This window comes from Pseudomonas putida (assembly GCF_028682455.1).
In the GTDB taxonomy this organism is placed as follows: domain Bacteria; phylum Pseudomonadota; class Gammaproteobacteria; order Pseudomonadales; family Pseudomonadaceae; genus Aquipseudomonas; species Aquipseudomonas putida_AA.
This window is the reverse complement of the sequence record NZ_JANHLD010000001.1, coordinates 68,855-84,266: the sequence shown is the minus strand read 5'-3', so window position 1 is coordinate 84,266 and position 15,412 is coordinate 68,855. Positions and strand designations below refer to the sequence as shown.

The 15,412-nt window shown below is 62.5% G+C and carries 14 protein-coding genes; 7 read left to right on the top strand and 7 right to left on the bottom strand.

Annotated elements, in window-relative coordinates:
- The first annotated feature begins 93 nt into the window (after nucleotides 1–93).
- Complete coding sequence (locus NPS58_RS00400) at nucleotides 94–1,488, top strand: class II fumarate hydratase (protein ID WP_274112642.1); 1,395 nt, start codon at nucleotides 94–96, stop codon at nucleotides 1,486–1,488.
- Nucleotide 1,489: 1 nt separating this feature from the next.
- Here NPS58_RS00400 and NPS58_RS00395 read toward each other — a convergent pair whose 3' ends face one another.
- Nucleotides 1,490–2,446, bottom strand: a complete 957-nt coding sequence (locus NPS58_RS00395; RefSeq protein WP_274112640.1) for a DMT family transporter — start codon at nucleotides 2,444–2,446, stop codon at nucleotides 1,490–1,492.
- Nucleotides 2,447–2,618: 172 nt separating this feature from the next.
- Entirely contained in the window at nucleotides 2,619–4,112 is a 1,494-nt protein-coding gene (gene pap / locus NPS58_RS00390) for a polyphosphate:AMP phosphotransferase (protein WP_274112638.1), read from the bottom strand.
- A gap of 138 nt (nucleotides 4,113–4,250) precedes the next feature.
- On the opposite strand from pap, the gene mnmC reads away from it, so the two are divergent.
- The 5 genes from mnmC to NPS58_RS00365 all read left to right on the top strand — a co-directional run bounded on the left by mnmC (nucleotide 4,251) and on the right by NPS58_RS00365 (nucleotide 11,441).
- The gene (gene mnmC / locus NPS58_RS00385; RefSeq protein WP_274112636.1) at nucleotides 4,251–6,251 is read left to right on the top strand and encodes a bifunctional tRNA (5-methylaminomethyl-2-thiouridine)(34)-methyltransferase MnmD/FAD-dependent 5-carboxymethylaminomethyl-2-thiouridine(34) oxidoreductase MnmC; all 2,001 of its coding nucleotides are present in this window, start codon (nucleotides 4,251–4,253) and stop codon (nucleotides 6,249–6,251) included.
- A gap of 161 nt (nucleotides 6,252–6,412) precedes the next feature.
- The gene (locus tag NPS58_RS00380; RefSeq protein ID WP_274112634.1) at nucleotides 6,413–8,200 is read left to right on the top strand and encodes an N-acetylglutaminylglutamine amidotransferase; all 1,788 of its coding nucleotides are present in this window, start codon (nucleotides 6,413–6,415) and stop codon (nucleotides 8,198–8,200) included.
- 3 nt (nucleotides 8,201–8,203) lie between these two features.
- Nucleotides 8,204–9,949, top strand: coding sequence for an N-acetylglutaminylglutamine synthetase (ngg, locus tag NPS58_RS00375; RefSeq protein ID WP_274112632.1), 1,746 nt, complete (start codon nucleotides 8,204–8,206; stop codon nucleotides 9,947–9,949).
- Between the two features lie 14 nt (nucleotides 9,950–9,963).
- Complete coding sequence (locus tag NPS58_RS00370) at nucleotides 9,964–11,148, top strand: osmoprotectant NAGGN system M42 family peptidase (protein WP_274112630.1); 1,185 nt, start codon at nucleotides 9,964–9,966, stop codon at nucleotides 11,146–11,148.
- Nucleotides 11,149–11,213: 65 nt separating this feature from the next.
- Nucleotides 11,214–11,441, top strand: a complete 228-nt coding sequence (locus NPS58_RS00365; protein ID WP_028943652.1) for a YheU family protein — start codon at nucleotides 11,214–11,216, stop codon at nucleotides 11,439–11,441.
- On the opposite strand, the gene csrA is transcribed toward NPS58_RS00365, so the two are convergent.
- The 3 genes from csrA to NPS58_RS00350 form a co-directional block, all read right to left on the bottom strand.
- Nucleotides 11,442–11,624, bottom strand: coding sequence for a carbon storage regulator CsrA (csrA, locus tag NPS58_RS00360; protein WP_274112627.1), 183 nt, complete (start codon nucleotides 11,622–11,624; stop codon nucleotides 11,442–11,444). It lies immediately after the preceding gene.
- A gap of 135 nt (nucleotides 11,625–11,759) precedes the next feature.
- Nucleotides 11,760–12,092 carry a YnfA family protein gene (locus NPS58_RS00355; RefSeq protein WP_274112625.1) on the bottom strand — a complete coding sequence of 111 codons (333 nt, stop codon included), beginning with the start codon at nucleotides 12,090–12,092 and terminating at the stop codon, nucleotides 11,760–11,762.
- Between the two features lie 53 nt (nucleotides 12,093–12,145).
- The gene (locus NPS58_RS00350) at nucleotides 12,146–12,955 is read right to left on the bottom strand and encodes an SDR family oxidoreductase (protein WP_274112623.1); all 810 of its coding nucleotides are present in this window, start codon (nucleotides 12,953–12,955) and stop codon (nucleotides 12,146–12,148) included.
- A gap of 231 nt (nucleotides 12,956–13,186) precedes the next feature.
- Here NPS58_RS00350 and NPS58_RS00345 point away from each other — a divergent pair, with 231 nt between their 5' ends.
- Nucleotides 13,187–13,339: a DUF3309 family protein gene (locus tag NPS58_RS00345; RefSeq protein WP_010224169.1), complete on the top strand. Its 153-nt coding sequence runs from the start codon at nucleotides 13,187–13,189 to the stop codon at nucleotides 13,337–13,339.
- 51 nt (nucleotides 13,340–13,390) lie between these two features.
- Here NPS58_RS00345 and NPS58_RS00340 read toward each other — a convergent pair whose 3' ends face one another.
- Together NPS58_RS00340 and NPS58_RS00335 are read right to left on the bottom strand one after the other, a co-directional pair.
- Nucleotides 13,391–15,049: a cation acetate symporter gene (locus tag NPS58_RS00340; RefSeq protein ID WP_274112621.1), complete on the bottom strand. Its 1,659-nt coding sequence runs from the start codon at nucleotides 15,047–15,049 to the stop codon at nucleotides 13,391–13,393.
- Nucleotides 15,046–15,357 carry a DUF485 domain-containing protein gene (locus NPS58_RS00335; protein ID WP_274112619.1) on the bottom strand — a complete coding sequence of 104 codons (312 nt, stop codon included), beginning with the start codon at nucleotides 15,355–15,357 and terminating at the stop codon, nucleotides 15,046–15,048. The genes NPS58_RS00340 and NPS58_RS00335 overlap by 4 nt, the downstream gene beginning before the upstream one ends.
- Nucleotides 15,358–15,412: the final 55 nt, after the last annotated feature.

Here is a 15,412-nt window from a genome sequence, read left to right as displayed (position 1 = left end):
GCACGTCGCTCAAGTGGGTCGACGAGCAATGGAACCGCTGCGACGAAAAGGGACCTAAACTGCGAATTCAGACCACAAGGGAGTGAGCGCAGTATGAGCCGTATCGAAACTGACAGCCTGGGTCAGGTCGAAGTTCCTGACCAGGCCTATTGGGGTGCCCAGACGCAACGCTCGCTGATCAACTTCGCCATCGGCAAGGAGCGCATGCCGCTGGCCGTCCTGCACGCGCTGGCACTGATCAAGAAAGCCGCCGCACGGGTCAACGACCGCAACGGAGACCTGCCGGCCGACATTGCCCGGCTGATCGAACAGGCCGCCGACGAAGTGCTCGACGGCCAGCTCGACGACCAGTTCCCGCTCGTCGTCTGGCAGACCGGTAGCGGTACGCAGAGCAACATGAACGTCAATGAAGTGATCGCCGGACGCGCCAACGAGCTGGCCGGCAAAGGCCGGGGTGGCAAGATTCCAGTCCATCCCAACGATCACGTCAATCGCTCCCAGAGTTCCAACGACTGCTTCCCCACCGCCATGCACATTGCCGCCGCCCAGGCGGTCCAGCACAAGCTGCTGCCGGCGATCATCGAGCTGTCGTCCGGGCTTGCGGAGCTGGCAGCGCGCCACCAGCACCTGGTGAAGACCGGCCGCACCCACATGATGGACGCCACGCCGATCACCTTCGGCCAGGAAATCTCGGCTTATGTCGCCCAGCTCGACTATGCCCAGCGGGCGATCCGCTCGGCCTTGCCGGCCGTGTGCGAGTTGGCCCAGGGTGGCACCGCAGTCGGCACCGGGCTCAATGCCCCGCACGGTTTCGCCGAGGCCATTGCCGCCGAACTCGCCGCCCTCTCCGGCCTGCCCTTCGTCACTGCACCGAACAAGTTTGCTGCGCTGGCAGGCCACGAGCCGTTGACCACCCTGGCTGGCGGCCTGAAAACCCTGGCGGTGGCACTGATGAAGCTGGCCAACGACCTGCGCCTGCTCGGCTCCGGCCCCCGTGGCGGTATCGCCGAAGTGCGCTTGCCGGCGAACGAACCGGGCAGCTCGATCATGCCAGGCAAGGTCAACCCGACCCAGTGCGAAGCCCTGTCGATGCTGGCCTGCCAGGTACTGGGCAACGACACCGCCATCGGGTTTGCCGCAAGCCAGGGGCACCTGCAGTTGAATGTGTTCAAGCCGGTAATCATCCACAACCTGCTGCAGTCCATCGAACTGCTGGCCGACGGCTGCAGCAATTTCCAGCAGCACTGCGTGGCCGGTATCGAACCGGATGCCGAGCAGATGGCCGCGCACCTGGAGCGCGGGTTGATGCTGGTGACGGCCCTGAACCCGCATATCGGCTACGACAAAGCGGCCGAAATCGCCAAGAAGGCCTACAGCGAAGGCACCACCCTGCGTGAGGCAGCCCTCACCCTGGGCTACCTGACCAACCAGCAGTTCGACCAGTGGGTCCGCCCGCAGGATATGCTCGAACCCGGCAAGAAAGGCTGAATCACCGGGCCAGGCGTACGCGCCTGGCTCGCCAGCCGGCCATCAGCGACGGCCCCAGCGCGGTCAGCGCCGAGCCCAGCACTACCACCATCGCACCGATATAGCCCAGGGTATTGATCTGCTCGGCCTGCACATAATCAGGCCAGAACCAGGCCGCCAGCGCCACGGCGATAAAGGTCACCAACGGCGTGAGCGCCAGGGTGGCACTGACTTTCGAGGCTTCCCAATGAGCCAGCGCTTCAGCGAATGCGCCATAGGCCACCAGGGTATTGAGACAACAGGCAAGCAACAGCCAGCCTTGCAACGGGCTCAACTGCAGCGCTTCAAGCGGATGTACCCACGGAGTGAGCAATGCAGCGCAGCAGAGGTAGATCACCATCATCACCTGCAGCGAATTCCACACCGTCAACAACTGCTTCTGGCTCAGGGCGTAGAACACCCAGATGGTGGTTGCCAGCACAATGGTCAGCACCCCCGTGGTGTAGACACTCAAGGAGGTCAACAGCTCATCCAGGCGCTGATTGAAAAACAGACCGAAGCCCGTGAGCAGGATGACCAGGCCCATGCCTTGACCGAAGGTGAAGCGCTCCTTGAACAGGAACACACTGGCAACCAGCAGCAAAACCGGCCCCAATTGCACCACCAGTTGCGCAGTGCCGGGGCTGAGCAGGTTGAGCCCCATCAGGTACAGCACGTAGTTGCCAACCAACCCACAGGTGGCCAGCGCCACCAGCCCCCAGCCCTTGCGACCGAGGCCGTTGAACGAAGGCAGCCGCCTGCTTGCCGCCAACCAGGCGAATAGCAGGCCACCGGATACCAAAAGACGAAACCAGGTCACGGTGATCGGGTCCATCACCTGCAGTACCTGCTTGAGCTTGATCGGCAGAATGCCCCAGAGCAAGGCCGTCAATAGCGATAACGACAGGCCATAGACCCAGCGTCCGGAAGAAATGTGCATACCAGCCTCAATTACCCGGTGGTGGGGAAGGCTGAATTCTACGGGGAGGGTACGGAGGACCGACAGGTACAATTGCGGAAAAGATTTCAGTACTTCATTCCCTCAGTTCAGCTTCGCAGGGCAAGCCCACTCCAACTGTGGAGGCAGGCCCCCACAGTTTTCTCCCACCTTGCTACTTCTTGTCGCGCTTGAACGCCGCCTCCAGCGCATCATTGATGGTGCGCAGCACCTTCACCCGCGCCCAGCGCTTGTCATTGGCCTCTACCAGGGTCCAAGGTGCGATCTCGGTGCTGGTACGGTCGACCATATCCCCCACCGCCTCGGCGTACTGATCCCACTTGTCGCGGTTACGCCAGTCTTCCTCAGTGATCTTGAAGCGCTTGAACGGCGTCAGTTCACGTTCCTGGAAGCGCTCCAGCTGGGTCTGCTGGTCGATCGACAGCCAGAACTTGACCACCACCACACCGGCGCTGACCAACTGCTCTTCAAAATCGTTGATCTCGCCATAGGCCCGCATCCAGTCGGCTTGACTGCAAAACCCTTCGACCCGCTCCACCAGCACCCGGCCGTACCAGGAGCGGTCGAACACGGTGAACTTGCCCCGAGCCGGAAGGTGTCGCCAAAAACGCCACAAGTAAGGTTGCGCACGTTCCTCCTCGGTCGGCGCCGCGATCGGCACGATGCGGTACTGGCGCGGGTCCAGCGCGTCCGCCACACGGCGAATGGCGCCGCCCTTGCCTGCTGCGTCGTTGCCTTCGAAAACCGCTATCAGCGCGTGACGGCGCATGCGCTTGTCGCGCAGCAGCCCTGCCAGCCGGGCCTGCTCGACAATCAGCTGTTCCTGGTAGTCGCTCTTGCTCAGTTGCAGGGTCAGGTCCAGGCTGGCGAGCAGGCTGCGCTCGTCGATGGCGTGGCTCAACGGGGCAATGTTGGCCATGTGCACCGGGGCATGCTTGACCTTGAGTGCGGTCTGCAGCCCGTCAAGCAGAATGCGACCTACCGCCAGGCTGCGGTAATGAGGATCGACCCCTTCGATGACATGCCAGGGTGCATAGTCGCGACTGGTCTGGCGCAACACCCGCTCGCCGAAGCGCACGAAGCGATCGTAGGTTTCCGACTGCTGCCAATCCAGGGGGCTGATGCGCCAACTGTGCAGCGGATCGTCCCGCAGCGCCTTGAGCCGGGCTTTCATCTGCTTCTTGGACAGGTGGAACCAGAACTTGAAGATCAGGGCGCCTTCATCGCAGAGCATTTCTTCCAGGCGCTCGGCGCCGCGAATGGCCTGGTCGAGCACGGCATCCTTGAAGTGGCCATGAACGCGACCCTGCAGCATCTGGCTATACCAGTTGCCGAAAAATATACCCATGCGCCCCTTCGCCGGCAGGGCGCGCCAGTAGCGCCAGGCCGGTGGACGGGCAAGTTCTTCATCGGTCTGCTGGTCAAAGGTGCGCACTTCGATCAGGCGCGGGTCCATCCACTCATTGAGCAGCTTTACCGTTTCACCCTTGCCGGCGCCTTCAATGCCATTGATCAAAACGATCACTGGAAAACGCGACTGCTGCTTGAGCTCGAACTGCGCTTCGAGCAAGGCTTCACGCAGCGCCGGTACCTCGGCCTCGTACGTCTCTTTGTCGATGGTGTGACCAATTTCAGCGGATTCGAACATACCAGGCTCCCTACTTGGATAAGCAAGGTTAGCGGATCTGTGCCTGCTTTGTCGGGGAGCGCAAAGATTGCCCAGGGTCAAATCAACAGCGGGCTGTCGATCAGCTAAAATGCCGCTCTAGCCTGACCTGAGCCGACCATGACCGATGTAATCCACTACGCCCAGATCGACTGGGACGACCAGGGCCGCCCCCATTCGCGCCAGTTCGATGACATCTACTTTTCCAAGGACCAGAGCCTGGAGGAGACTCGCCATGTGTTCATCGAACAGAATGACCTGCGTGCGCGCTTCAGCGCGCTGGCGCCGGGCCAGTGCCTGGTGATCGGTGAAACCGGGTTCGGCACCGGGCTCAATTTCTTCTGCGCCTGGCAGCTGTTTGCCGACTGCGCAACCGCCGACGCCCGCCTGCATTTCATCAGTGTGGAGAAGTACCCGCTCAGTCGCGCCGACCTGACCCGCGCCCTGGCGCTGTGGCCGGAACTGGCGCCGTTCAGCACCCAGTTGCTGGCCCAGTACGTGGCGGTGCACGAAGGTTTCCAGACCTTTTGCTTCGATCACGGCCGGGTCCAACTGACCCTGATGATCGGCGATGCCCTGGAACAACTACCGCAACTCGACGCCCAGGTCGATGCCTGGTTCCTCGACGGTTTCGCCCCGGCAAAAAACCCGCAGATGTGGACGCCGGAGTTGTTTGCCCAGGTCGGACGCCTGTCGGCCGCCAATGCCACCCTGGGCACCTTCACCAGCACCGGCTGGGTACGCCGCGGACTGATCGCGGTGGGCTTCGAGATGAAGCGCATCCCGGGCATCGGCAAGAAGTGGGAGATCCTGCGTGGCGCATTTCATGGCCAGCCAACCGACCTCGAAGCCCCCGCTCCCGCCCCCTGGTTCAGACGCCCAGCTCCCCTGCCTGGCCCCCGCCATGCGCTGGTGGTGGGTGCCGGGCTTGCCGGTTGCGCAACAGCGGCGAGCCTGGCGCGCCGGGGCTGGAAGGTCACGGTGCTGGAACGCCACGCAACGCCCGCGGCCGAGGCCTCCGGCAATCCACAAGGGGTGCTTTATCTCAAGCTCTCGGCCCACGGCACTGCGTTGTCACGGCTGATTCTGAGCGGTTTCGGCTACACCCGACGCCAGCTTGAATCCCTGCAACGCGGCCTCGACTGGGATGACTGCGGGGTCTTGCAACTGGCTTTCGATACCAAGGAAGACCAGCGCCAGGCCGTGCTGGCCGATGCCTTCGACCCGCAGTTGCTGCAGCGCCTGGACCGTGAACACGCCGAAGCGGTGGCGGGAGTGACCCTGGCCAGTGGCGGGCTGTTCTACCCCGAGGGAGGCTGGGTTCATCCGCCTGCCTTGTGCCTGGCACAACTGCAGCACCCAAACACCACCTTGCTGACCCACCATCAGGTGCTGCAATTGCGCAAGGTCGACGGCCTCTGGCAAGCCTGGGAGAGTGACAAGCTGCTGGCCTGCGCGCCACTGGTGGTGCTGGCGACTGCCGCCGACATCCACCAGTTCGAACCCTGCGCAACGCTGCCGCTCAAGCGCATTCGCGGCCAGATCACCCGCCTGCCGGCCACCACGCAAAGCCAGTCACTTACCACCGTGGTCTGCGCCGACGGCTACGTAGCGCCGCCTCGCGAGGGCGAACACACCCTGGGTGCCAGCTTCGACTTCCACAATACCGACCTGACACCCACCGCTGGCGAACATATCGGCAATCTGGCCTTGCTGGAAGAAATCTCCAGCGACCTGGCCGAGCGCCTCGGCGCCCATCACCTTGATCCGCACACGCTGCAAGGCCGGGCCGCGTTCCGCTGCACCAGCCCCGACTACCTGCCAATCGTCGGACCGCTGGCCGATCGGCAAGGGTTCGACCAGCACTACGCGGTACTGGCCAAGGACGCCCGCCAGGTACCCGACACCCCATGCCCCTGGCTTGATGGCCTGTACGTCAACAGCGGCCATGGCTCGCGCGGCCTGATCACCGCGCCCCTGTCGGGCGAACTGATCGCCGCCTGGGCCGACAACGCCCCGCTGCCGGTCCCGCGCAGCGTCGCTGAAGCCTGCCACCCCAACCGCTTCATGCTCCGTGATCTGATCAGGGGGAAAAAGACCGCTGCAAGCGGCAAGCTATAAGCAGCAAGTTAAGGCAAGAGCGGTTCGCTTGCAGCTTGCCGCTTAAAGCTTGTCGCTCCCGCTTATAACGTATTGATATAAAACTCTCGCTATCCGCCCCGGTCAGTTTCCATGTGCCTGGGTTCAGGCACCTTCCCCAACGGCAAAACCGGTAAGGACTTATGTGCGGATTAGCTGGAGAGTTTCGTTTCACCCCTGTTGCCCACCCACCACGCCCGGCGGACCTCGCCGCGGTCGAGCGGATCACCCATCACCTGGCACCTCGCGGCCCCGACGCCTGGGGCTTTCATAGCCAGGGGCCGATCGCCCTGGGCCATCGCCGCCTGAAGATCATGGACCTGTCCGACGGCTCGGCCCAACCCATGGTCGATAACCAGCTGGGCCTTTCGCTGGCCTTCAACGGCGCCATCTACAACTTCCCCGAACTGCGCAGCGAGCTGGAAAGTCTCGGCTACGCCTTCTACTCCGACGGCGACACCGAGGTGCTGCTCAAGGGCTATCACGCCTGGGGCGCCGAGCTGCTGCCACGCCTGAATGGCATGTTCGCCCTGGCGATCTGGGAGCGCGATACCCAGCAACTGTTCCTGGCCCGCGACCGACTCGGGGTCAAGCCGTTGTACCTGTCGCGCAATGGCGAGCGGCTGCGCTTCGCCTCGAGCCTGCCCGCCCTGCTACAAGGCGGCGACATCGATCCGATGCTCGATCCGGTGGCCCTGAACCACTACCTCAATTTCCACGCCGTGGTGCCAGCACCGCGCACCTTGCTGGCCAATGTCGAGAAACTGCCGCCGGCGACCTGGATGCGTATCGACGCCCAGGGCCGTACCGAACAGCAGGTCTGGTGGCAACTGCACTATGGCCCGCACACCGACGAGCAACAGCTGACCCTGGAAGACTGGCGCGAGCGAGTGCTGGACAGCACCCGTGAAGCCGTGGCGATTCGTCAGCGGGCGGCGGTGGATGTCGGCGTGCTGCTTTCCGGCGGCGTCGATTCGAGCCTGCTGGTGGGACTGCTGCGCGAAGTGGGCGTCGAGGACCTGTCGACCTTCTCCATTGGTTTTGAAGATGCCGGCGGCGAGCGCGGTGACGAGTTCCAGTATTCGGACCTCATCGCCCGTCACTACGGCACTCGCCATCATCAATTGCGCATCGACGAGCGGGAAATCATCGAGCAATTGCCTGCAGCCTTTCGTGCCATGAGCGAGCCGATGGTCAGCCACGACTGCATTGCCTTCTACCTGCTCTCGCGGGAAGTGGCCAAGCACTGCAAGGTGGTGCAAAGCGGCCAGGGTGCCGACGAATTGTTCGCCGGTTATCATTGGTACCCGCAGGTGGATGGCGCCCAGAATCCCTATGCCGCTTACCGTAATGCCTTCTTCGACCGCAGCTACGACGACTACGCCGCCACCGTGCAGCAACCCTGGCGGCTCGAGCACGACGCCGCCGGCGACTTCGTCCGCCAGCATTTTGCCCAACCGGGCGCCGCTGACGCCGTAGACAAGGCGCTGCGCCTGGACAGCACGGTGATGCTGGTCGATGACCCGGTCAAGCGGGTCGACAACATGACCATGGCCTGGGGCCTGGAAGCACGCACGCCGTTCCTCGACTATCGCCTGGTGGAGCTGTCGGCGCGCATTCCCGCGCGCTTCAAGCTGCCCGACGGCGGCAAGCAGGTGCTCAAGGAAGCGGCTCGCCTGGTCATTCCCAGCGAAGTCATCGACCGCAAGAAGGGGTACTTCCCGGTGCCCGGGCTCAAGCACCTGCAGGGTGCGACCCTCGACTGGGTGCGTGAACTTCTGCTTGACCCAAGCCAGGACCGCGGCCTGTTCGAGCCCGCCGCCCTGGACCGCCTGCTCAGCGACCCGCATGGCCAACTGACGCCGCTGCGCGGGTCGAAACTGTGGCAACTGGCAGCCTTGAACCTGTGGCTCAGCGAACAAGGAATCTGACCGATGAAAGCCCATGCCTCACCCTATGGCCAGCGCCTGGTACGCGGCCAGGTGCCAACCTATGAGCGTTTACAGGCGCAGCTGGCCGGCGACGGCAGCGACCCCCACGATCAGCCGCGCTCGCTGCATTGCGGCTGGGGTCGCCTGTTGATCGGCCACACCTACCCGGACCCCGCCAGCCTGGCCAGCGCCTTGCAGGACGAGCGTCCCGGTGAGCGCGATATCGCCTTGTACGTGGCGGCGCCGCAACAAGTGCTGGCCCAGGCGCCTCATCAACTGTTCCTCGACCCTTCCGACACCCTGCGCCTGTGGTTCAGCGACTACCGCCAGGCCCAGCGCGTGTTTCGCGGCTTTGGTATCCGTCGCGCCCAGAGCGACAGCGACTGGCAAGCGATCAACGCGTTGTACCTGGCCCGCGGCATGCTGCCCATCGATCCTGCGCGGCTCACCCCGCATCACCTTGGCGGGCCGGTGTATTGGCTGGCCGAAGACGAAGACAGCGGCGCAGTCATCGGCAGCGTCATGGGCCTGAACCATGAAAAGGCCTTTGCCGATCCCGAGCACGGCAGCAGCCTGTGGTGCCTGGCGGTGGACCCGCAGTGCACCCGCCCTGGCGTTGGCGAGGTGCTGGTGCGCCACCTGATCGAGCATTTCATGAGCCGCGGCCTGAGCTGCCTGGACCTCTCGGTGCTGCACGACAACCGCCAGGCCAAGCGCCTGTACGCCAAACTGGGGTTTCGCACCCTGCCGACCTTCGCGGTCAAGCGCAAGAACGGCATCAATCAGCCGTTGTTCCTGGGGCCGGGGCCCCAGGCCGGGCTAAATCCCTATGCGCGAATCATTGTCGAGGAAGCCTACCGACGCGGTATTGATGTGCAGGTCGATGATGCCGATGCCGGACTGTTCACCCTCAGCCTGGGCGGCCGGCGGATACGCTGTCGTGAATCGCTGAGCGATTTGACCAGCGCTGTGAGCATGATCTTGTGCCAGGACAAGAGCCTGACCCACCGGACGCTCAAGCAGGCAGGCCTGCGCCTGCCGGCCCAACAGTTGGTGGGCAGTGCCGACGATAACCTGGCCTTTCTGGAGGACCATGGCGCGGTGGTGGTCAAGCCACTGGATGGCGAACAGGGCCAGGGAGTGGCAGTCAACCTGACTACTCTTGAGGAAATCAACCGGGCGGTGGAAAACGCCCGGCGCTTCGACAGCCGCGTGTTGCTCGAAAGCTTTCACCAGGGCCTGGACCTGCGCATCGTGGTCATCGGCTTTGAAGTGGTGGCCGCTGCCATTCGCCATCCGGCGCAGGTGGTCGGCGACGGGCAACAGGCGGTGGGCGCGCTGATCGAGGCGCAAAGCCGCAGGCGCCAGGCCGCCACCGGCGGTGAGAGCCGTATTCCGCTGGACGACGAAACCCATCGCACCCTGCAGGCCGCCGGCGTCGATTACGACACGGTATTGCCCGCGGGCAAGCGCCTGGCCGTGCGCCGCACCGCCAACCTGCACACCGGTGGATGCCTGGAAGACGTCACCGATCGCCTCCACCCGGTGCTGGTAGACGCTGCCGTGCGCGCTGCCCGTGCCCTGGACATCCCGGTGGTCGGCCTGGACCTGATGGTCGCGGCGGCCGATCAGCCCGAGCACGTTTTCATCGAAGCCAACGAACGGGTCGGCCTGGCCAACCATGAACCGCAACCCACCGCCGAACGTTTCGTCGACCTGCTGTTTCCCCACAGCCGGCCGGCCCCATGATCACAGGAGGCCGCATGACCGAACAACTTCCGGAACCAGACCTCAACTACCTGCAAAAGGTGCTGCTGGAGATGCTCGCCATTCCCAGCCCCACCGGCTTTACCGACACCATCGTGCGCTATGTGGCCGAGCGCCTCGAAGAGCTCGGCATTCCCTTCGAACTGACGCGCCGCGGCACCATTCGCGCCACTCTCAAGGGCCTTAAAAGCTCGCCCGACCGGGCCGTTTCCGCCCACCTGGACACCATTGGCGCCAGCGTCCGCGCCATCCAGGAAAACGGTCGCCTGTCGTTGGCGCCGGTGGGCTGCTGGTCGAGCCGGTTTGCCGAAGGCAGCCGGGTCAGCGTGTTTACCGACAACGGCGTGTTGCGCGGCAGCGTACTGCCCTTGATGGCCAGCGGGCATGCCTACAACACCGCCATCGACCAGATGCCGGTGAGCTGGGAACATATTGAATTGCGCCTGGACGCCTACTGCACCACCCGGGCTGATTGCCAGTCCCTGGGTATCGATATCGGTGACTTCGTGGCATTCGACCCGCTGCCGGAGTTCACCGAAAGCGGCCATATCAGTGCCCGTCACCTGGACGACAAGGCCGGCGTGGCCGCTTTGCTGGCCTCGCTCAAGGCGGTGGTCGACAGCGGTGCGCAACCGTTGATCGACTGCCATCCGCTGTTCACCATCACCGAGGAAACCGGCTCCGGTGCCGCGGCGGCCCTCCCCTGGGATGTCAGTGAGTTCGTCGGTATCGACATCGCCCCGGTCGCCCCGGGCCAGCACTCCAGCGAGCACGCGGTGAGCGTGGCAATGCAGGACTCGGCCGGCCCCTACGACTATCACCTGTCTCGCCACTTGCTGAAGCTGGCCCGCGAAAACGAACTGCCGGCTCGCCGTGACCTGTTTCGCTATTACTTCAGCGATGCCCATTCAGCGATCACCGCAGGCCACGACATTCGTACCGCGTTGCTGGCCTTCGGCTGCGATGCCACCCACGGCTACGAGCGCACCCATATCGACAGCCTGGCCGCCTTGAGCCGCTTGTTGACCGCCTACCTGCTGAGTCCACCGGTATTTGCCAGCGACTCGCAGGCCGCCGGGAGCTCACTGGAAAGCTTCAGCCATCAGTTGGAACATGACGCACAGATGGAAACCGAAACCCGCGTGCCTACAGTCGACAGCCTGATCGGCAACAAGCACTAGCGCCTACACAGTCAGGGCAGCTTTGGCGTAGCATACCGTCACATTTCGCCAAACCTGCCCTGCCCATGCTGATTCCCTACGAACAACTGGAAGCCGAAACCCTCACCCGCCTGATCGAGGATTTCGTCACCCGCGACGGCACTGACAACGGTGACGACACCCCACTGGAAACCCGCGTACTGCGGGTGCGACAGGCGCTGGCGAAAAAGCAGGCGTTCATCCTGTTCGACCTCGAAAGCCAGCAATGCCAACTGTTGGCCAAGCACGACGTGCCCAAGGAACTGTTCGACTGACTACGGCTCGGACTTGACCTTTTGCGCGGCGATCTGTTGGTGGACTTCCGCCCGGTGCACTTCGATGTGACGAGGTGCGCTGACCCCAAAGCGCACCACGTTTCCGTCGACCGACAACACCTTGACCTTGATGTGATCGTCAATGGCGATGACTTCGCCTATTTCGCGGCCTATGACCAACATGCTCCGATCCTCCACTGTGCTGAGAGTTCGGAGACTGCACGGGGCGCTTGCCCCCTTCAATACTCTGACGATTAATTAGCCTATTCCTACCAGAATCAGCGAATTAACCTACAAACTACCCGATTTTCTACGCACTCAAGCACTTTGCAGTCGGGGGCCCAGCACAATAATGCTGGCGCCCAGTACACAGAGCAGCGCGCCTATCCAGTCACTGCCCAAGGGCCGTGCCCGTTCGACGAATGCCAGCCAGAGCAACGACGTGACAATGTAGATGCCGCCATAAGCTGCATAGGCGCGTCCAGCATAGGCGGCCTCGACGCGGGTAAGGATCAGTGCAAACAGGGTCAGGCTGACCAGCGCGGGGGCGATCCACCAGGCACTCTTGCCCAGCCGCAGCCACATGTAGAAGCCATAGCAACCGGCGATCTCGAAAATCGCCGCGAGGAAAAACCACAGGTAATTGATCACTTCAGCAATCCTGGCCCAGTTGAAAAACGGCCTAGGGTAACTGATTCCCGCTCCTACACGGGTTTCGCCTTGGCGCGCATCTTCTCGGCCATGACGGCCATTTCGTCATAGAGCCGTTGGGGGTCGCGCTGCTTGAGCTTCCAGGCTTCGCGGCCCAGTTCGTGAGGCAGGATCATGAACTCGCCAGCGGCGACCTGCTGATAGATGTAGTCGGCGATGTCGGCAGCAGTGATCGGCGAGCTTTCCAGCAACTTGCCCACCTGGGCCTTCATTGCCGGGGTCGGGCCGCGGAACGAATCGAGCAGGTTGGTCTGGAAGAACGACGGGCACACCACATGCACCGCCACTTCCTGCTGGCGCAACTCGATGAGCAGGCTTTCAGAGAGGGCCAGCACTCCCGCCTTGGCCACGTTGTAGTTGCTCATGGCCGGCCCTTGCATCAGCGCCGCCATCGAGGCGATGTTGATGATCCGCCCCTTGCTGCGCTCGAGCAGCGGCAGGAAGGCCTTGCAGCCCTTGACCACACCCATGAGGTTGATCGCGATCTGCCAGTCCCAGTCTTCCAGCGACAGCTCCGAGAAAAAGCCGCCAGCGGCAACCCCGGCATTGTTGACGATCACATCGATGCCGCCGAACTTCTCCTCGCACGCCTGCGCCAAGGCGGTCAGCTGGCTGTAGTCACGCACATCGCAGCGCTGCACGAAGCCTTGCCCACCCACCTCCCGGACCAACGCCAGGGTTTCCTTGAGGCCGGCCTCGTTGACATCGGCCAATGCCAGCTGCCATCCCTCGCGCGCCCAGCGCAATGCGATCTCACGACCGAGCCCCGAGCCTGCGCCAGTAATCATCATGCGGTTCTGCATAGCGGGACGCCTTGTACTGTTCTGGAAAGTTAGCGCCAGTGTAGCGAAGGCAAGGCCCTCACCCACGCTGTATCAGGATGCTGAATGGCCGGTGCAAACGGTGGTGAAACCGCTTTATTAAACTTTTCAGTGATGGCGGGAGTCGGAATTTACAGGCGGGCATGAAACGCATGACCGAACAGATGGATCAAGTGATACGCCTACCCTCTCCAGCCAAACAAGGACACTGCCATGGGCACCATACTCATCATCATTCTGATACTGCTGTTGATCGGTGGTTTACCTGTCTTCCCGCACTCCAGAAGTTGGGGTTATGGCCCCTCCGGCATCATTGGTACGGTATTGATCATCCTGTTGATCCTGCTCTTGCTAGGCAAAATCTAGGCAATAAAAAAGGCAGCCTGCGGGCTGCCTTTTTCATCGTGCCGAACTCAATCAGTGCGATACCGCACCGCTGGCGCCCAGGCCCGTCTGCGAACGAACGAACTGCGGGAAGAACAGCGCACGTTCTTCATCAGCCGCCTTGGACTTGTCAGTGATCGAGAAGAACCAGATCCCTGCGAAGGCGATGATCATCGAGAACAGCGCCGGGTACTCGTACGGGTAGATGGCTTTCTCGTGGCCGAGGATCTGCACCCAGATGGTCGGGCCAAGGATCATCAGCGCCACGGCACTGACCAGGCCCATCCAGCCGCCAATCATGGCGCCACGGGTGGTCAGCTTCTTCCAGTACATCGAGAGCAGCAGGACCGGGAAGTTGCAGCTGGCAGCGATCGAGAACGCCAGGCCCACCATGAAGGCGATGTTCTGGCTTTCGAACAAAATGCCCAAGCCGATCGCCAACACGCCCAGGGCGACAGTGGTGATCTTCGAGACGCGGATTTCATCCTTCTCGTTGGCCTTGCCCTTCTTGATCACGCTGGCATACAGGTCGTGGGACACCGCCGAGGCACCAGCCAGGGTCAGGCCTGCAACCACCGCCAGGATGGTCGCGAACGCCACCGCCGAGATGAAGCCCAGGAACACACTGCCACCCACGGCATCGGCCAGGTGCACCGCCGCCATGTTGTTGCCACCGATCAGGGCGCCTGCAGCGTCCTTGAATTCCGGGTTGGTGCTGACCAGCAGGATCGCGCCGAAGCCGATGATGAAGGTCAGGATGTAGAAGTAGCCGATGAAACCGGTGGCATACAGGACGCTCTTGCGTGCTTCCTTGGCGTCGCTGACGGTGAAGAAGCGCATCAGGATGTGCGGCAGGCCAGCGGTACCGAACATCAGTGCCAGGCCGAGGGAGAATGCCGAGATCGGATCTTTGACCAGGCCGCCCGGGCTCATGATCGCTTCACCCTTGGGGTGGACCTTGATGGCTTCGGAGAACAGGGCATTGAAGTCGAAGTTGACGTGTTTCATCACCATCAGCGCCATGAAGCTGGCACCGGAGAGCAGCAACACTGCCTTGATGATCTGTACCCAGGTGGTCGCGAGCATGCCGCCGAACAGCACGTACATGCACATCAGGATACCCACCAGGATGACCGCCACGTGGTAGTCCAGGCCGAACAGCAGCTGGATCAGCTTGCCGGCACCGACCATCTGCGCGATCAGGTAGAACGCCACCACCACCAGCGAGCCGGAGGCCGACAGGGTGCGGATTTCTTTTTGCCCGAGGCGGTAGGAGGCCACGTCGGCAAAGGTGTATTTACCCAGGTTGCGCAGGCGTTCGGCGATCAGGAACAGAATGATCGGCCAGCCGACCAGGAAGCCGATCGAGTAGATCAGGCCGTCGTAGCCAGAGGTGAACACCAGGGCGGAAATACCCAGGAAGGACGCTGCCGACATGTAGTCGCCGGCGATTGCCAGACCGTTCTGGAAACCGGTGATGCGTCCGCCAGCGGCATAGTAGTCGGAGGCAGACTTGTTACGCTTGGAAGCCCAGTAGGTGATGCACAGGGTGGCACCGACGAAAGCGACGAACATCAGGATCGCCGCAACGTTCAAGGGTTGCTTGTGCACCTCGCCGGTAAGGGCGTCGGCGGCCCAGACGGCGGGTGCGAAAATGCCGAAGGCCAGAGTTGCCAGAAGACGCCGGATCATTGCTGTGCCTCCTTGAGGATCGCTTTGTTCATCTCGTCGAACTCACCGTTGGCGCGACGTACGTAGATCGCGGTAAGCACGAAGGCAGAGAGGATCAAACCGACACCCAGGGGAATTCCCCACGTCACGGAAGAGTCGGGGCTGAGCTTGGCACCCAGGATTTGCGGGCCATAGGCGATCAACAGGATGAAAGCGGAGTAGAGACCGAGCATGATCGCCGAGAGAATCCAGGCGAAACGTTCGCGTTTTGAAACCAGCTCCTTGAACCGCGGGCTGTTTTGTATCGAGAGGTAAATGCTGTCGTTCATTGTTTTTGTCCTCGCAGCACAGATTAGGTAGAACCCACTCCACTTTATGCTGCCT